Origin of the sequence: Bauldia sp. (assembly GCF_965232525.1) — a bacterium.
In the GTDB taxonomy this organism is placed as follows: domain Bacteria; phylum Pseudomonadota; class Alphaproteobacteria; order Rhizobiales; family Kaistiaceae; genus Bauldia.
In genome coordinates this window covers 2,016,109-2,032,770 of record NZ_OZ246980.1, presented here as the reverse complement: position 1 = coordinate 2,032,770, position 16,662 = coordinate 2,016,109, and the positions used below count along the sequence as shown (strand labels likewise).

At 64.0% G+C, this 16,662-nt stretch carries 16 protein-coding genes; 7 read left to right on the top strand and 9 right to left on the bottom strand.

Annotation, left to right across the window (positions count from 1 at the left end; translation table 11 throughout):
• Positions 1-8 precede the first annotated feature (8 nt).
• Positions 9-473, bottom strand: a complete 465-nt coding sequence (gene ruvX, locus ACO076_RS09665; protein WP_421726506.1) for a Holliday junction resolvase RuvX — start codon at positions 471-473, stop codon at positions 9-11.
• A 70-nt stretch (positions 474-543) separates the two neighbouring features.
• Between ruvX and ACO076_RS09660 the strand changes: the two genes are divergently transcribed.
• Positions 544-1,239, top strand: a complete 696-nt coding sequence (locus tag ACO076_RS09660) for a metal-dependent hydrolase (protein WP_421726505.1) — start codon at positions 544-546, stop codon at positions 1,237-1,239.
• Positions 1,240-1,252: 13 nt separating this feature from the next.
• On the opposite strand, the gene pip is transcribed toward ACO076_RS09660, so the two are convergent.
• Together pip and ACO076_RS09650 are read right to left on the bottom strand one after the other, a co-directional pair.
• On the bottom strand, positions 1,253-2,212 hold the full coding sequence (gene pip / locus ACO076_RS09655) for a prolyl aminopeptidase (protein WP_421726504.1): 960 nt from the start codon (positions 2,210-2,212) through the stop codon (positions 1,253-1,255).
• Positions 2,213-2,359: 147 nt separating this feature from the next.
• On the bottom strand, positions 2,360-2,635 hold the full coding sequence (locus ACO076_RS09650) for a DUF1153 domain-containing protein (RefSeq protein ID WP_421726503.1): 276 nt from the start codon (positions 2,633-2,635) through the stop codon (positions 2,360-2,362).
• 230 nt (positions 2,636-2,865) lie between these two features.
• On the opposite strand from ACO076_RS09650, the gene mnmA reads away from it, so the two are divergent.
• The 5 genes from mnmA to ACO076_RS09625 all read left to right on the top strand — a co-directional run bounded on the left by mnmA (position 2,866) and on the right by ACO076_RS09625 (position 8,546).
• Positions 2,866-4,059, top strand: coding sequence for a tRNA 2-thiouridine(34) synthase MnmA (gene mnmA, locus ACO076_RS09645; protein ID WP_421726502.1), 1,194 nt, complete (start codon positions 2,866-2,868; stop codon positions 4,057-4,059).
• An 8-nt stretch (positions 4,060-4,067) separates the two neighbouring features.
• Positions 4,068-4,769 (top strand): class I SAM-dependent methyltransferase, encoded by a 702-nt coding sequence (locus ACO076_RS09640; protein ID WP_421726501.1) that lies wholly within the window; start codon positions 4,068-4,070, stop codon positions 4,767-4,769.
• Between the two features lie 238 nt (positions 4,770-5,007).
• Positions 5,008-6,045, top strand: coding sequence for a TRAP transporter substrate-binding protein (locus ACO076_RS09635; RefSeq protein WP_421726500.1), 1,038 nt, complete (start codon positions 5,008-5,010; stop codon positions 6,043-6,045).
• A gap of 85 nt (positions 6,046-6,130) precedes the next feature.
• Positions 6,131-6,943 (top strand): TRAP transporter small permease subunit, encoded by an 813-nt coding sequence (locus tag ACO076_RS09630; RefSeq protein WP_421726499.1) that lies wholly within the window; start codon positions 6,131-6,133, stop codon positions 6,941-6,943.
• 4 nt (positions 6,944-6,947) lie between these two features.
• The gene (locus ACO076_RS09625; protein ID WP_421726498.1) at positions 6,948-8,546 is read left to right on the top strand and encodes a TRAP transporter large permease; all 1,599 of its coding nucleotides are present in this window, start codon (positions 6,948-6,950) and stop codon (positions 8,544-8,546) included.
• Positions 8,547-8,573: 27 nt separating this feature from the next.
• Here the strand turns inward: ACO076_RS09625 and araD are convergent, their stop codons facing one another.
• From araD to ACO076_RS09600, 5 genes are all read right to left on the bottom strand, one after another.
• The gene (gene araD, locus ACO076_RS09620; protein WP_421726497.1) at positions 8,574-10,301 is read right to left on the bottom strand and encodes an L-arabinonate dehydratase; all 1,728 of its coding nucleotides are present in this window, start codon (positions 10,299-10,301) and stop codon (positions 8,574-8,576) included.
• A 13-nt stretch (positions 10,302-10,314) separates the two neighbouring features.
• Positions 10,315-11,346 carry an L-glyceraldehyde 3-phosphate reductase gene (mgrA, locus tag ACO076_RS09615; RefSeq protein ID WP_421726496.1) on the bottom strand — a complete coding sequence of 344 codons (1,032 nt, stop codon included), beginning with the start codon at positions 11,344-11,346 and terminating at the stop codon, positions 10,315-10,317.
• A gap of 217 nt (positions 11,347-11,563) precedes the next feature.
• Complete coding sequence (locus ACO076_RS09610; protein ID WP_421726495.1) at positions 11,564-12,010, bottom strand: DMT family transporter; 447 nt, start codon at positions 12,008-12,010, stop codon at positions 11,564-11,566.
• A gap of 19 nt (positions 12,011-12,029) precedes the next feature.
• Positions 12,030-13,280, bottom strand: a complete 1,251-nt coding sequence (locus tag ACO076_RS09605) for a CaiB/BaiF CoA transferase family protein (protein WP_421726494.1) — start codon at positions 13,278-13,280, stop codon at positions 12,030-12,032.
• Between the two features lie 34 nt (positions 13,281-13,314).
• On the bottom strand, positions 13,315-14,526 hold the full coding sequence (locus ACO076_RS09600) for an acyl-CoA dehydrogenase (RefSeq protein ID WP_421726493.1): 1,212 nt from the start codon (positions 14,524-14,526) through the stop codon (positions 13,315-13,317).
• Positions 14,527-14,974: 448 nt separating this feature from the next.
• Between ACO076_RS09600 and ACO076_RS09595 the strand changes: the two genes are divergently transcribed.
• Positions 14,975-16,117, top strand: coding sequence for an ABC transporter ATP-binding protein (locus ACO076_RS09595; protein ID WP_421726492.1), 1,143 nt, complete (start codon positions 14,975-14,977; stop codon positions 16,115-16,117).
• Here ACO076_RS09595 and idi read toward each other — a convergent pair.
• Positions 16,114-16,653, bottom strand: coding sequence for an isopentenyl-diphosphate Delta-isomerase (gene idi, locus ACO076_RS09590; protein WP_421726491.1), 540 nt, complete (start codon positions 16,651-16,653; stop codon positions 16,114-16,116). The two genes, ACO076_RS09595 and idi, sit on opposite strands and share 4 nt — an antisense overlap.
• Positions 16,654-16,662 lie beyond the last annotated feature (9 nt).

Genomic DNA, 16,662 nt, shown 5'->3' with positions numbered 1-16,662 from the left:
CGGTCGGTCTAGGCTCGGCGCAGCCGATCGAGCGCGCCCTGAAGGATGTAGGCCGCCGCCATCTTGTCGACCACGGCCTCTCGCCGCTGGCGACTCGCATCGGCCTCGAGCAGGGTGCGGGTCACGGCTGCGGTCGACAGCCGCTCATCCCAGAATGCCACCGGCAAGTCGGTGAGCTTCGCTAGGTTGCGTACAAACGCCCGGGTCGCCTGAGCCCTCGGCCCTTCCGATCCGTCCATATTGATCGGCAGGCCGATCACGAGGCCCGCGATCTGCCGGGCATCGCAGTGATTGAGAAGCGCCGCCGCATCATCGCGAAACTTGGTCCGCCGGATCACCGTCAACGGTGTCGCCACGCGGCGACCGGCATCGGAGACGGCGAGACCGATCGTCTTGGTGCCGAGGTCCAGCCCCATCAGCGATCCGTCCGGCGGCAGGACCGCGAGCGGGTCGGCCTGGCTTAAGTCGGGCATGCCGGTTTCCCTCTGGTGTTGGCTCGCGGAGTGCGAGACAAGGTGTGGCCATGCTTTCGGAGGACAGTCAATGAAACTCACGTGGTTCGGCCACTCCGCTTTCCGGATCGATCTCGATGATGCCGTCATCATGATCGATCCGTTTCTGGCCAACCCTACCTTCACCGGCGACCACGCCGCCGCCTATGCCGACACCACCCATGTCGTGCTGACCCACGGGCATGACGACCATACGGGATCGACCGTGGAAATCTGCAAGGCCACCGGCGCGACACTCGTGGCGTCGTTCGAAGTCTGCCGCTTCGTGGAAGGCCATGGCATCGATGACTACAGCCCGCTGAACACCGGCGGGCGCGTCGACTTCGGGCCATTCGCGGTGGCGTTCGTGCAGGCGTGGCATTCGTCGGGCACGGTCGTCGAGGGGCAGTCGGTCTATCTTGGCAATCCCAACGGCGTCGTGATCGAAGCCCCCGGCGAGAAGACCCTCTTGCACATGGGCGATACGGATATCTTCTCCGACATGGCGCTGATCAACGAGATTTACGCACCGAAGATCGGTATCGTTCCGATCGGCGACCGTTTCACCATGGGACCGAAACTCGCCGCCATGGCCTGCCGGCGGTTCTTCGCCTTCGACACGATTGTTCCGTGCCACTATGGGACGTTCCCGGCCCTGCATGGGACGGCCGAGGATTTCCTGTCCGAGATGGGCGACGAGAAGGATCGGGTCCTGATCCCGGAACGTGGGGTCGCGACAACGCTGTAGCGGCAGCGCTTTCTCAAGTCAGACGATCGGCGAAGTCGTCCGTGGCAGCGACGATCGCCTCGGCGATGCCGACATCGGCAGTGGAGTGGCCGGCGCGTGGCACAACGACGAGCCGCGCGTTGGGCCACGCCTTGGCCAATTCCCAGGCGGTGACCAGCGGCGCCATCAGGTCGAGCCTGCCTTGAATCAATTGGCCAGGGATTGCCGACAGCTTGTCCGCACGCTTGAGCAGGATATTGTCCTCCAGCCAGGCAGCGTGGTGGAAGTAGTGTGTCACGATCCGCGCTCGCGCCATCCGGTAGGCGGGGTCCGACCAGCGGCTTGGCCTGGCAGCATCCGGATCGATCGAGACCGAGACGGCCTCCCAGTCGTGCCAGTCCGCGGCCGCCTTCTCCCGCACCGCCGGATCGGGATTGGCGAGATGTCGATAGTAGGCCGCGACGAGATCACGGTCTTGGGGCTCGACGGCCGCGCCTTGGCGGAAGCGTACCCATTGTTCCGGAAACAGCGGCGCAATGTCCCGGTAGAGCCAATCGATTTCCGACCGGCGCGTCATGGTTACGCCGGCAAGAACCATCGCCGTCACCCGGTCCGGATGCTCCTGTGCGTAGACGAGCCCGAGCGTAGATCCCCACGAGGTTCCGAAAATCAACCAGCGGTCGACCTCCAGATGATGTCGTAAATGCTCAAGGTCGGCCACCAGATGTCCGGTGGTGTTCACCGACAAATCGACGTCGGCATCACTCGCATGCGGCGTACTCCGGCCACACTGGCGCTGATCGAAGAGAACAATCCGATACCGGCTCGGATCGAAGAAACGACGAGAGCCAGGCGAGGATCCGGAGCCCGGGCCGCCATGCAAGACGACCACCGGCAGACCATCGGGATGACCGGAGACCTCCCAATAGATCCGCTGGCCATCGCCGACGTCGAGCATGCCGTGATCGTATGGGTCGATTCCGGGGTAGAGCATCGGGCGCGGGCGGATCGAGTAACGGCTTGGGCGATCACGCCCGACTACTGTGACGACGGCGCGGACGCAACAGATCGATCATGCCGCTGACGCGCGCTTTCGGGCTGAAGTATCGATGAGCGGCTGATCTGCCGGATGGAAATTGGTTCAGTCGCGATATTGCTGGATACGCGTCGTGCGCAGTCCGGCCAGCCCGTGCTGGTCGATCGATTTCTGCCAGGACAGAAATTCTTCGACCGTGAGGGTATAGCGGCTGCACGCCTCTTCGAGGCTCAGTAGCCCGCCGCGAACGGCAGCGACCACCTCCGCCTTGCGGCGGATCACCCATCGCTTTGTGTCCCGCGGGGGAAGATCGGCGATCGTCAGTGGGCTCCCATCGGGCCCGATCACATACTTCACACGCGGACGAACCTGATCGGCCATTCTACTCTCGTACTCGTCCTGACCCGTCCAGGCCCGCGACGGTAGAGGGTCGGCTTTAAAATTTGCCTAAGTAGCCCGCAACAATTCGGTAAGATTTGTAAAGGCTTGCAGGCCGGAGCCGCGAAAAACGCCGGCCTCTCGCCTTGAAGCGAACCGGATCGCCATTATAGTTCAATCGTTTCCAAGGCCCCTGAGGCGATCGCGCGGTACGGCACCAGAAATCTTTTTTCATGCGTTACGATCTGAACCTCCCCGGCAGGCCTGAAGATACCCGTGTGGTCGTCGCCATGTCGGGCGGCGTCGATTCATCGGTGGTCGCCGGATTGCTCCGCCGCGCTGGTTACGATGTCGTCGGCGTTACCCTGCAGCTCTACGACCATGGCGCCGCGACCCATCGCAAGGGTGCGTGCTGTGCCGGTCAGGACATTCACGACGCACGGCGGGTAGCCGAGGCGCTCGGCATCCCGCACTACGTCCTCGACTACGAGGAGCGCTTCCGCGAAGCCGTCATCGACCCGTTCGCCGAAAGCTACGCCGCCGGCGAGACACCGGTGCCGTGCATCGCCTGCAACCAGACGGTCAAGTTCGCCGACCTGCTCGACACTGCAGAGCAGCTCGGCGCCGATGCGTTGGCGACCGGCCACTATGTACGCTCCGAGCCCCATGACGATCACCGCGCGCTCTACCGACCCGTCGATCGTGAGCGCGACCAGAGCTACTTTCTGTTCGCGACGACCCAGACCCAGCTCGACTTCCTGCGCTTCCCGCTCGGCACGCTCACCAAGGCCGAGACCCGCGCCGCCGCCCGCGATCTCGGCCTGCCGGTCGCCGAGAAGTCGGACAGCCAGGACATCTGCTTCGTCCCCAACGGACGGTATGCCGACGTCATCCGCAAGCTCAGGCCAACCGCTGCCGAGCCCGGCGACATCGTCCATCTCGACGGCCGGGTGCTCGGCAAGCATGATGGCATTATCAACTATACGATCGGCCAGCGCCGGGGCATCGGCATTGCGCTGGGCGAACCGCTCTATGTCGTCCACCTGGACCCGGAGGGGCGGCAGGTCATCGTCGGCCCGCGCGAGGCACTGGAGACCCGTCGACTTCATCTGCGCGCGGTGAACTGGCTGGGCGACACACCCATGGTGGACCTGCCCGCCGATGGCATCGATCTCTACGCGCGGGTGCGCTCCACCCGGCCGCCGATGCCGGCGCGGATGATCGTGGAAGACGGGCACGTCCTCGTCGATCTGACGTCGGGCGAGACCGGCGTCGCACCTGGGCAGGCCTGCGTCTTCTACGACAGTGAGGGCGACACCGCGCGTGTGCTCGGCGGCGGCTGGATCGAACGATCGGAGCACGCGTCCGAAGCCGAGGTCGCACTGCGGAGGCTCGTCGAAGCCGATACCGCGGCACCGGCGTTGTAGGAGCGGATATGGTCGAGCCCAAGGGCGAAGCCAACGCGCCCACAGTTACGCCGAAGTCCGACATTGAGCTTGCTACCATCGACGATTCCCATGTGGTCGCCGCCTATGCCCGCTGGGCGCCGATCTACGATCGTGTCTTCGGTGCCTTTACCGCTCGCCCCTGTCGGATCGCCGTCGCCGAAATGAACAAGCTGCCGTCCAGCCGGGTCCTTGAGGTCGGGGTCGGCACCGGTATCTCTCTCCCGCTTTACGACCGGAAGCATCGCGTCGTCGGCATCGATCTCAGTCGCGATATGCTCGACATGGCCAACAAGCGCGTTGCGACAAGCAGCCTCGACCATGTCGAGGCGCTCGAGGAAATGGACGCCGGTCAACTGGTTTTTGAGGACCAAAGCTTCGATGCGGCGATGGCGATGTTCGTCATCACGGTCGTGCCGGACCCGCAGCGGGTGCTCTCCGAAATCGTCCGCGTGGTAAAGCCAGGTGGGCGCGTGATCCTGGTCAGCCATTTCTCGGTCGACAAAGGCCCGCGCGCCTGGGCCGAACGGTGGTTGTCGCGCTTCTCATCGCGCCTCGGCTGGCGGCCCGACTTCCCGATCGATCAGGTTCTCGGCCGCCCTGAACTCAAACTCGTCGACCGGCAGGCCGTGAAGAGCTTCGACATCTTCACCATGCTGGTGTTCGAGCGGCTTGAGGGCCCATCGCCCTGATCGCATGCAGGCCTGAGCATCAGTTGCCGGGCGCCGGTGGCGAACGTCTCCTCACCCAGTCGGCCGCCATAGCGCATTCATAAACAAATGCAATCGGTTGACTTCGATCCTCGCATCGTGATGGTAGCGAAGACCGTGGCGGCTCTGGCACGTGGCGCGTTGTGCGGAGCGAAAACGGCTCTAAGATCGCAGAAGCGACCGGGCAAACCGGCCGTGGGGACATCAGGAGGAAACGCATATGTCCAAATCGTCCGCCAATCGATTGCGTCTGGCTCTGGTTGGCGCTGCCGCGACAGCGCTGGTTGCAACCGCGGGAAGCGCCTTTTCGCAGGAATTCACCCTGCGCATGCAGACCCACTACACACCGGAAAACATGTCGGGCCAATTGGCCCAGTCGTTCATCGATGATGTCGAGGTGATGTCGGGTGGGCGCGTCAAGATCGAAATGTTCTGGTCATCGTCCGTGGTCGGTTCGACCGAAGGCTTTGACGCCGCGGCCTCCGGTATCCTCGATGGCGAGATGCACGGTGCCGCCTACCAGACCGGCAAGAACCCTGCCTTCCAGTTCGTCGGCGATCCGATGGGCGGCTACGACAATCCCTATCAACTCTACGGCTTCCTCTATCATGGCGGCGGTCTCGATGCGGCCAACGAACTCTACAATGCGCACGGTATGCACCTGGTCGGCTGGTGGGCTGCCGGACAGGAGTCGATGTCCTCATCGACACCACTCGCCGGTCCCGATGACCTGAAGGACTGGAAGTTCCGTTCGCCGCCCGGCCTCGAAACCGAGATTTTCGCCGAACTCGGCGCCTCCCCGATCGTGATGGATTTCACCGAGATCTTCACGGCGCTGGAAACCGGGATCATCGACGGAGCCGACGCATCGTCGCTCGCCAATAACGTTGGCCTCGGCCTCTACGACATCGTGAAACACGCGACGTTCCCTGGCTTCCATTCGATGCCGATGGACCACGTCACGTTCAACCTCGAGGTCTGGAACGGGTTGCCTGAGGATATCCAGCGCATCATCGAGGTCGCGGCCCAGAAGCTGGCGCTCCAGACGACGCTCGCCTTTGACGTCGCCAACCGCGAAGCGGCGGCCGAGCTGGTCGCGGAGGGTGTCACGCTCTACGATTGGAGCTCGGAAGATCGCGCTGCTTTCCGCCAAGCCGCTCAGACGGCCTGGGAAGGATGGGCCGAAAAGACACCGGAAGCCCGTGCTCTCGTCGATGCGCACAAGGCCTGGATGAAGCAGATCGGCCTCCTCGACTGACGTCTCCCGTGCGATTACCAAGATGCCGTTTGGCGAGCCCTAACCGGCTCGCCACGCGGCTTCTTGAGCCAACGGGAGATCACCGATGACGACACAAGGGCAGAGCGTCTGGCTCGGTTCGGCGCGGCGGCCGGTCCGCCTGGCGATGATCGGCTTCGTCGGCGTTCTTGCCATCCTGATCGTCGGCCAAATCGCTGGTGCGCTGTTCTTCGACACCGGCTTCGGGATGAAGGAGTTCCTCCAGCCCCACGAGCACACGATCGTTCTTGTCACCGAAATCGTCGGCGCACTCGCGCTGCTCTTCACCGGTCTCTACTTCTCCGACATTCGTGGCGCAATCGAGCCGGAGCCCGATGGCTTTTTCGACATCGTCAGCCTGGTCTGCGCCCGTATCGCGATGGTTGCCATCGCGTCAGTGGTTTTCGTGATGTTCTACGAAGTCGTGTCGCGCTACGTCTTCGACAAGCCGACACTGTGGGCCAACGAGCTGTCGCTTTGGATCGCCGGGTTCGTCTTTCTGCTCGCCGGGCTCTACGCCATGCAGCAGCGTAGTCACATCCGCATCTACATCATCTACGACATCATGCCCCGCTGGATGCGCAAGACATCCGACGTGGTTTCGGTCGGGCTGATCTGGGGGTTCACCTTCGCTCTGATCTGGGGCGGCTACAACGAAGCCCGCGATAAGTTCTTCCGGATGGAGACATTCGGCACGGCCTGGGACCCGCCGATCCCCGCGACCGTCAAGCCAGCGATCCTCATCATCATCGCGATGGTGGCGATCCAGGCGCTGTCGAACCTGATCGCCGACTGGAACAAGGCGCCGGAGTCGCACGCACCGATCGAAGATATCGACGAGACCGAGATCGAATTGATCCGTCGGACCCTCAAGGACTGATCCGATGGACATCGGCACACTTTCGCTTCTCCTGCTGATCGCCATGTTCGTGCTTCTGGCGATCGGCATGCCGCTCGGCTTTGCCTCGGCGGCGCTGGCGGTTGGCGTTCTGATCCTGAAGTTCGGCCCGGACCTGCTGTTCAGTGATTTCGGCCGCGGTCCTCTCGCGGTGGTCGCCCAGTCGATCTACCGACAGATGACCAACTACGTCCTGATCTCTGTCCCCTTATTCATCTTCATGGCGGCGTTGCTGGAGCGATCGGGGATCGCCAAGGCGGCCTATGACTCGCTTAATGTCTGGCTGTCGCGGACCCGCGGCGGCATCGCCATCGTCACCTCGGTGCTTGCGGTGATCATGGCGGCCATGTCCGGCATCATCGGCGGCGAAGTGGTGTTGCTTGGCCTGATCGCGCTGCCGCAGATGCTGCGCCTCGGCTACAATCAGAACCTCGCGATCGGGACCATCTGTGCGTCCGGCTCGCTCGGCACCATGATCCCGCCGTCGATCGTCCTGATCTTCTACGGGCTGATCACCGAGACATCGATCAAGTCGCTGTTCACGGCGTCCTTCCTGCCGGGCTTCATGCTCGCGTCGTTTTTCATCATCTACATCATCGTCCGAACCCGGCTGAACCCGGATCAGGCACCGCTACCGGAGCCGGATCCCGAGATGCCGCAAGGCGCCGAAAAAGGCACGCTGTTCGCAAGCTTCATGACGATCATGGTCGCCGGAGCAACGGCGCTGCTGCTGGTTCGGGCATTGTTCCTGACGGTGACAGGAGCCAACGCGATCGTCGAGGGGGTCGAGCCGCCGCCGCTCGGCACGGTCGCTCACCTGCCCTGGCTGATAGGCATACTGATCATCGCCATGGCACTCCTTTTCTTCGTGTTCGGACGAGCGCGAGCCGCGCAATCGTGGGACATGGGCAAGGGCCTGGTGCCGCCGCTGGTCGTCATCGGCGTCGTGCTCGGCTCGATCTACGGCGGCGTCACCGGCATCACCGAAGCGGCAGCGATGGGCGTGGTCGCTGTTTTCGTCATCACCGCATTGCGCCGTGAGATGTCGTTCGACGTCGTCTGGGACGCGTTGATGCGCACGATGAAATCGACCGGCACGATCATCTGGGTCACCATCGGCGCCGCGTCGCTCGCCGCCGCCTATACGCTCTCCGGCGGACCGACCTACGTCGCCAACCTGATCGTGGGCTGGGAGTTGCCGACCATGGGCGTCATCCTGGCGATGATGCTGATCTTCCTGATCATGGGCATGTTCATGGACTGGGTCGGCATCGTCCTTCTGATCATGCCGGTGTTCCTGCCCATCGTCGTGCGGCTGCCGGTCGAGGAACTCGGCTTCCTCGGCGGGATCGATCCCAAATTCGTGGCGATCTGGTTCGGCGTGTTGTTCACCATGAACATGCAGGTGAGCTTCCTCTCGCCGCCCTTCGGTCCGGCCGCGTTCTACCTCAAATCGGTCGCGCCACCGCATATATCGCTGACGGATATCTTTCGCGGCTTCCTGCCGTTTATCTGCATCCAGCTTCTGGCCCTGGCGGTGCTCCTCGCCTATCCGGGAGTCGTCACCGTCCTGCTAGGCGACTAACGCCTCTGGCGCGGCAAGTCTCGATCGTCAGTGGATGTCCGGCTCGGGGATCGGTTCGGTTCCGGCCAGGAAGTCGAAATCGCAGCCCTTGTCGGCCTGCTGGATATGCTGGGCGAATAGTTGATTGTAGCCGCGCGGGTAATCGCGTTTCGGCGGTTGCCACTCTTCCAGCCGTCGAGCGATCTCCGACTCGCGCACTTCGAGTTCGAGTGAGCGCTTATCGACGTCGACCGAGATCAGGTCGCCGTTGCGCACCGCGGCGAGCGGGCCACCGACATAGGCTTCCGGGGCCACGTGCAGGATGCAGGCGCCGTAGCTGGTGCCGCTCATCCGCGCGTCGGAAATACGCAACATATCGCGCACGCCTTGCTTGAGGAGCTTGCGCGGGATCGGCAGCATCCCCCATTCGGGCATGCCCGGTCCGCCAACCGGCCCGGCGTTCTGCAGCACCAGGATATGATCCGGCGTCACCGGAAGATCGTCCCGATCGATCGCCGCGTCCATCTCGTCATAGTCCTTGAACACCAGGGCGGGACCCGAGTGCTTCAGCAGGCGCGGTTCGGCCGCCGACGGCTTCATGACCGCGCCGTTGGGTGCGAGGTTGCCGCGCAGAACGGCCATTCCAAGCGCATCGGACACCGGGCTGTCGAGTGGGCGAATGACCTCGCTGTTGTAGGTTCCGGCACCGCCGAGCGCCGCGCCCAGGTCGGCACCGGTGACCGTCATCGCCGACAGATCGAGCCGATCGCCGAGTTCGCGGAGCAGCGCCGGCAGCCCACCTGCGTAGTAGAAATCCTCCATCAGGAAGGCCCCCGACGGCCGGACATTGGCGAGCACCGGCACTTTGCGCGCGACCCGGTCGAAATCGTCAAGCCCGATGTCGACCCCGGCACGACCGGCCATCGCGATCAGATGGATGATCGCGTTGGTCGAGCCGGCCAGCGCCATCTGGACCACCAGCGCGTTCTCGAACGACGCGCGACTCAGGATGTCCGACGGCTTCAGATCTTCGCCGATCATCGCCACGATCCGGCGACCGCATGCTGTCGCCATGCGGGCATGGCCCGAATCCGGTGCCGGAATGGATGACGCACCCGGCAAGGTCATACCCAGGGTCTCGGTGAGCGCGGTCATCGTCGACGCCGTGCCCATCGTCATGCATGTGCCGTAGCTACGGGCGATGCCCGATTCCATCGCTCGCCACTCGTCTTCGGATATCTTGCCGGCCTGCTTCTCGGCCCAGTATTTCCAGACATCGCTGCCCGACCCCAACACCTCGCCGTGATAGTTGCCGCGCAGCATCGGTCCGGCAGGCATCACGATGGTCGGCAGGTCCATGCTGATCGCACCCATCAGCGTCGCCGGCGTGGTTTTGTCGCAGCCAGCCATCAGCACGACGCCGTCGACAGGATGCGATCGCAGCAGTTCCTCGACCTCCATCGCGAGCATGTTGCGGTAAAGCATCGTGGTCGGCTTGACGAAGGTTTCCGACAACGACAGCGCTGGAAGCTCTACCGGGAAGCCGCCGGCTTGCCAGACACCCCGCTTGATCTCCTCGGCCCGCGTTCGGAAATGGGCGTGGCACGACTGCAGATCCGACCAGGTGTTGATGATCGCCACCACCGGCTTGCCCATGAAATCCTCATAGGCGTAGCCCATCTGCAAGGTGCGAGAACGATGACCGAAGGCCCGCAGCCCGCTGGAAGCGAACCAGCGGGCGCTGCGGAGTCCGCGATGCGACTTGCCGTTGCTCATCAGGATTTACCTTCTACGAGTCGCTCGATCGTTTCCAGATATTGAGGTTGCCATCCTTGGCGAGCGTGTCGATCTCGGCAAGCTCCGTATCGTCGAAGCTGTTGTTGCCGAGTCCCTCCGCCAGGTGAACGATCTGCTCAGGACGACTGGCACCGATCAGCGCCGTTGTCATGCGTGGGTCGCGCAGCGCCCAGACGATGGCCATCTGCGCCAGCGACTGGCCGCGACGCTTGGCGATCTCGTTGAGGCCGCGGATGGCGTTGAGGTTTTCTTCGCTCAGGAACCGATCCTGCCAGGCCGGTGATCCGCTGGCGCCGCGGCTGCCCTCCGGCACGCCCGACAAGTAGCGGTCGCTGAGAAGGCCCTGGGCCAGCGGCGAGAAGCATATGCAGCCGATACCCTCGTTCCCGAGCACGTCGAGCAGCCCGTCATCCTCGATCCAGCGGTTGAGGATTGAATAGCTTGGTTGGTGGATCAGGCAGGGCGTGCCGAGATCGCGCAGGATAGCCGCGGCCTCCGCGGTCCGCGCCGCGTTGTAGGAGGAGATGCCCACATAGAGTGCCTTGCCCTGCCGCACGGCCGTGTCGAGGGCGCCCATGGTTTCTTCCAGCGGCGTCTCAGGATCCATCCGGTGCGAATAGAAGATGTCGACGTAGTCGAGCCCCATCCGCTTGAGGCTCTGGTCGAGGCTCGACAGCAGGTATTTGCGGCTCCCCCATTCGCCATAAGGGCCGGGCCACATCATGTAGCCAGCCTTGGTCGAGACGACGAGTTCGTCGCGGTGATCGCGGAAGTCGGCGCGCAGGATATCGCCGAACTGCTCCTCGGCCGAACCGGGTGGCGGACCGTAATTGTTAGCCAGATCGAAATGGGTAATGCCGTGATCGAATGCCGTCCGGCACATCGCGCGGGCGCGATCCTGCAAGGCGTTGTGGCCGAAGTTGTGCCAGAGACCGAGGGAAATCTCTGGCAGCTTCAGGCCGCTGCGCCCGGTTCGGCGGTAGGCGATGCGCTCGTAGCGTTCAGGTGACGGCTGGTATGTCATGATTGGATTCCCCGTCTGGCAGGATCGTGAACAGGCTCGACCGTCTTTGCTCGGCGCACGGGCGGGACGGCGGAAGGCAGCGCCGCGGACCCGAGAAATACGGGTCGTGTCGAGCCGTCGGTTCGAGGCGAGCGATGGGCGGTAGGGCCATTATGGTAGCCGGCTGATCATGAGTCGACAACCGACAAAGCGTTCGAACATCGGCCAACGGCTCGGCTCATGCGGACCTTTGAAACAGAACGACCCCGGCGAGCACCAGTCCGACGGCGAGCAACCGTAATGGATCGAGCCCCTGGCTCTGGTACGGTCCGAAACCGAACCAGTCGATTGTCATCGCCATGATCATCTGGCCGGCGACGATCGCGGCGAACAGCCCCGCGGCCCCGAGGATCGGCGCGAGCCAAAGCGTCGCGGCGACGAACACCGTACCGATCGACCCGGCGAGCCAGAGATACCAGGGCACGGTGCTCATCGCCGTCCACGAGATCGGCTGGCGGGTGGCGATCACGTAGCTGAGCGCCACCAGAAAGGCGACCAGGATCGAGATAAAGGCAGCCGCGAACGGGTTGCCCAGCCGCCGCGCAACCTCGGCGTTCATGCCGGGCTGCAAGGCGATCAGTGCGCCGGCCCCGATGGCGGCGATCACAAACGGCCATTTCGACATATTGGTTCCCCCGAGTGTCCTAATCCGCCGGATGGCGCCGACCGATGGCGCCCGACGCTTTCAGTTTCTCGATCTCGGCTCTGGTGTAGCCGTGTTCGGAAAGAACATCATCGCCGTGGGCGCCGAGTTGCGGCGCCGGGCGATCGTAGCGGAGCGGCGTTCCGGACAGGCGGATCGGCGTGCGAACCGAAGGCACCGACCCACCACCGGTCCGTTCCAGCGACAACTGCATCCCCCGGGCAACCATCTGCGGATCGGCGAACACGTCCGCCACCGTGTTGATCGGCCCAGCCGGCACATTGTGGCTGACGAGCTGATCGATCAGCTCGCCCGATGCGAAACGAACGGTCCGCTCGGTCAATAGCGGGATCAGCCGCTCCCGGTTGGTGACCCGCTGACTGTTGTGGGCGAAGTCCGGGTTGTCGGCGAGCGTCGGGACACCGAGCACGGCTGTCAGGCTGCGGAACTGATCGTCGTTACCGACCGCGATGTTGACGAACCCGTCGGCGGTCGGGAACGCCTGGTACGGTACGATGTTGGGGTGAGCATTGCCGAGCCTGCGCGGCGCCTTGCCCGATACCAGATAGTTCAGCGCCTGGTTGGCGAGCACGCCGACCAGGCTGTCGAGCAGGGCCATATCGATGTGCTGCCCCTCGCCAGTCCTGTCACGGTGGGCGAGCGCCGCCTGGATGGCGATGACCGCATAAAGCCCGGTGAAGATGTCGGCGAAGGCAACCCCGCACTTCATCGGCTCGCCGTCGGCCGCGCCGGTGACATCCATGATTCCGCCCATCCCCTGGATGATGAAGTCATAGCCCGGACGGTGGGCATAGGGGCCGTCCTGACCGAACCCGGTGATCGAGCAGTAGACCAGCCTTGGGCAAGACAAGCGGAGGCTGAGATAGTCGAGACCGTATTTGGCCAGCCCCCCAACCTTGAAGTTCTCGATCAGGACGTCAGACCGCTCCGCCAATCGGCGGACCACAGCCTGACCGTCGGCGGTCTTGAGGTCAACGGCGATCGAACGCTTGCCGCGGTTCGCGGCATGGAAATAGGCGGCGTCCGTCGATCCGTCGGAATTGGCGACATCAGGCGGCCCCCACGACCGGGTCTCGTCGCCGGCTGGGCTTTCGACCTTGATGACGTCCGCGCCGAGATCGGCGAGCAACTGCCCGGCGAACGGACCGGCGAGCACCCGGGCCAACTCGACCACCTTCAGCCCGGCGAGCGGCGGCTCGGCGTCCGGCCTTTCTCCCTCCGAAGCGATCACGCCTCGACCACCCCTCTGATGATCGCTGCCCACCTCACGTGAAAGCCTGGATACCGGTCTGCGCCCGCCCAAGGATCAGCGCGTGAATATCGTGGGTGCCCTCGTAGGTATTGACCGCTTCGAGGTTCAGAACGTGCCGGATCACATGATACTCGTCAGCGATGCCGTTGCCGCCGTGCATATCCCGGGCGAGGCGAGCGATGTCGAGCGCCTTGCCGGCATTGTTGCGCTTGATCAGGCTGATCGCCTCCGGCGCGGCCGCATCGCGATCCATCAGCCGACCCACCCGTAGCGCCGCCTGAAGCCCAAGCGCGATTTCGGTCTGCATGTCGGCGAGCTTCTTCTGGATGAGCTGGTTGGCCGCCAGCGGCCGGCCGAACTGCTTACGGTCGAGAACGTATTGCCGAGCCCGATGCCAGCAGTCCTCGGCAGCGCCCATCGTTCCCCAGGCGATGCCGTAGCGGGCGCGATTGAGGCAGCCGAACGGACCGCTGAGGCCGCGAGCACCGGGCAGGAGATTGGCGTCCGGCACCTCGACCTTGTCCATGACGATCTCGCCGGTGGTCGATGCGCGCAAGGAAGCCTTACCCTCGATCGCCGGTGCAGTGAGGCCGGCCATGCCGCGCTCCAGCAGAAATCCGCGGATCGCGTTGTCCTCATCGGCGGCCTTGGCCCAAACCACCATTACGTCAGCGATCGGCGCATTGGTGATCCAGGTCTTCGTTCCGGTCAGCCGGTAACCGCCGTCGATCCGCTCCGCCCGGGCGGTCATGCCGCCGGGATCGGAGCCATGGTCGGGCTCGGTCAGGCCAAAACAGCCGACGATCTCGCCGGAGGCCAGCCGCGGCAGGAATCGACGCCGCTGTTCTTCTGTGCCGTAGGCGTGAATCGGATGCATGACCAGCGATGACTGGACGCTCTGCGCCGAACGGTAGCCTGAGTCGACCCGCTCGATCTCCCGCCCGACAAGCCCGTAGATGACATAGCTCGCTCCGGCCCCGCCGTAGCTCTCGGGGATGGTCGGCCCGAGCAGACCAAGCGCCCCCATTTCTTCGAAAATCGCCCGGTCGAACCGCTCGTGGCGAAACGCATCGATCACCCGCGGCAGCAACTGATCTTGCGCGTAACTCCGCGCGGTGTCCCGGACCAGGCGTTCCTCCTCGCTTAGATCGTCCTCGATGGCGAACGGGTCCGCCCAGTCGAACCGGGCCGCGCTCGGTTGGCTCGTTTGTGCGGCGACGGACATGACTCACTCCTGCAAGGCGGATTCGCCTGCACAATAGAGAAGTGAGCGGAGAAAGCCGACCGGTTCTGGCGGTGGGCTTCTTCGATTTGGCGACGCGCTAACTCTGGAACTATTCCAGAATAAATTCTGGAACTGTTCTAAAATCAGAAGTTTAGATGTCTTCTAACAAGACGGTTTCACTTGATTCTTGCGTCAAAACCCTCTGTAAACGAATGGTCTGCCGTAGAAGCCGGGTCCGAAAATCGTCGGAATCGGTTGAGCGATAGCCTGCTGCGGCACCACGTGTCAGGTCGGGTCGTGTCCCGTTTTCGACCTCTCGACGGGCCGGATGCTCGCCGCAGCGGAGACCAGACTTTTGACGCCCATCAATGCCCCGCACCACGCAATGGACAAATCATCGGGGGAACCTCAGCCAGACGGAAAAGACATGACGCCGACGGGGAATATTGTGACGTTGCGGCCCCCCGCCGCCGACACCGCTCCAGCCCGCACCACAGACGCCCCCGAAATCGTTCGGATCGGACCGCGCAAGGCTCCTGACCTCCATCGGACGCCCTCGCTTGTCGTTGAATCGGCGTCGCGTCGCTACCGTTCGGTACCGGCGCTCGACTCTGTGTCGTTGTCTCTGTCCCCTGGCGAGATCGTTGCGCTGGTCGGCCATTCCGGATCGGGGAAATCGACCCTGCTGCGACTGATCGCCGGCCTCGAACGGCCGGATGCCGGCCGAATCCTGATCAACGGGAACGAGGTCTCCGGCCCCTCGATCTTCGTGCCGCCGGAGCGGCGCGGAGTCGGCATGATGTTCCAGGATTATGCACTGTTCCCGCATCTGACCGTCCTGAAGAATGTTCTGTTCGGCGTCCGCGGGCTTCCAGCGATCGACGCGCGCGCTGCAGCCCTTCAGGCGTTGACCCGAGTGGGGTTGCGCGATCGCGAAAACGACTACCCGCACATGCTCTCCGGCGGCGAGCAGCAGCGCGTTGCGCTGGCCCGTGCTCTCGTCCCCCAGCCCAATCTGCTGCTGATGGACGAGCCGTTCTCCAACCTTGATCGTCGCACCCGCGATGTCATTCGCGATCAGACCGGCGCGGTGCTCCGCGAAAGCGGCACCTCATCGATTCTGGTCACCCACGATCCCGACGATGCCATGCGGGTCGCCGATCGCATCATGATGATGCAGGCCGGGCGCATCGTACAGTCCGGCACGGCGGAGGAATTGTATCGCCGGCCGAAGTCTCTCTCTGTCGCCCGGTTTTTCTCCGAGCTCACGGAAATAAGCGGCGTGCGCCGCGATGGCGTCGTCGACACGCCGGTGGGCCGGTTCCCGGCGCCACCCGGCGCCGACGGTGATAATGTCATCGTCTGCGTGCGGCCACGCGGCATCAAGCTCTTCGACCACACGATCGGTCTGCAGTCCGGCCGTGTGCTCTCGGGGCAGTGCCTCGGCGACACCGTTCTCGTCGACATCGCGGTGGAGGGTCTCGATCAGCCCCTGCGGGCGCAAGTGCCGGCCGATGACGCGCCCGCGCCCGGCCACCTGACCGGGTTCGAAGTCGACACCGACGAGGTGCTCGTCTTTCCAGCGGACTAGCCGGCAACCAGCGACCGGATATCTCGTTCGAACGCGTCGAGATACGTGCGGAACCACACCGTATAGGTCTCCGGATGCTCCGCCATGTCGCGCTGAAGGTCGTCGACGGCAACCCACCGCCACGCGCTCACCTCGGCCGGATCCGGCCTCGGCTCACCGTCGAAACGGCCACCGAAGACGTGGACAAATTCGTTTTCGATCAGGCCGTTGGAGACCGGCGCCTCGTAGTGGGTGACGAAGAGCGGACGAAGCGGACAAGTGAATCCCATCTCCTCGTCGAGCCTGCGACCGGCAGCTACCGCCACCGGCTCGCCGGGTCGTGGATGGCTGCAGCAGGTGTTGGTCCACAGATCGCCCGAGTGATACTTGCCGGCGGCACGGCGCTGCAGCAGCAGGTGCCCGTCGGCCCGGGCGACGATCACCGAAAGGGCGCGATGCAGGGCGCCGCGCCGGTGCGCCTCAAGCTTATCCATCGTCCCGTGTTCGCGATCGGCGTCGTCGACGAGGATGACACGATCGGCGTCGGTGGCGTTCATGACCCGGAC

Coding starts and splice junctions, on each gene's coding strand:
- idi (WP_421726491.1), bottom strand. CDS start 16,653: ATGAACGCCACCGACGCCGATCGTGTCATCCTCGTCGACGACGCCGAT.
- mnmA (WP_421726502.1), top strand. CDS start 2,866: ATGCGTTACGATCTGAACCTCCCCGGCAGGCCTGAAGATACCCGTGTG.
- mgrA (WP_421726496.1), bottom strand. CDS start 11,346: ATGACATACCAGCCGTCACCTGAACGCTACGAGCGCATCGCCTACCGC.
- ACO076_RS09640 (WP_421726501.1), top strand. CDS start 4,068: ATGGTCGAGCCCAAGGGCGAAGCCAACGCGCCCACAGTTACGCCGAAG.
- pip (WP_421726504.1), bottom strand. CDS start 2,212: ATGCTCTACCCCGGAATCGACCCATACGATCACGGCATGCTCGACGTC.
- ACO076_RS09625 (WP_421726498.1), top strand. CDS start 6,948: ATGGACATCGGCACACTTTCGCTTCTCCTGCTGATCGCCATGTTCGTG.
- ACO076_RS09630 (WP_421726499.1), top strand. CDS start 6,131: ATGACGACACAAGGGCAGAGCGTCTGGCTCGGTTCGGCGCGGCGGCCG.
- ACO076_RS09610 (WP_421726495.1), bottom strand. CDS start 12,010: ATGTCGAAATGGCCGTTTGTGATCGCCGCCATCGGGGCCGGCGCACTG.
- ACO076_RS09600 (WP_421726493.1), bottom strand. CDS start 14,526: ATGTCCGTCGCCGCACAAACGAGCCAACCGAGCGCGGCCCGGTTCGAC.
- ACO076_RS09650 (WP_421726503.1), bottom strand. CDS start 2,635: ATGGCCGATCAGGTTCGTCCGCGTGTGAAGTATGTGATCGGGCCCGAT.
- ACO076_RS09635 (WP_421726500.1), top strand. CDS start 5,008: ATGTCCAAATCGTCCGCCAATCGATTGCGTCTGGCTCTGGTTGGCGCT.
- ACO076_RS09660 (WP_421726505.1), top strand. CDS start 544: ATGAAACTCACGTGGTTCGGCCACTCCGCTTTCCGGATCGATCTCGAT.
- araD (WP_421726497.1), bottom strand. CDS start 10,301: ATGAGCAACGGCAAGTCGCATCGCGGACTCCGCAGCGCCCGCTGGTTC.
- ruvX (WP_421726506.1), bottom strand. CDS start 473: ATGCCCGACTTAAGCCAGGCCGACCCGCTCGCGGTCCTGCCGCCGGAC.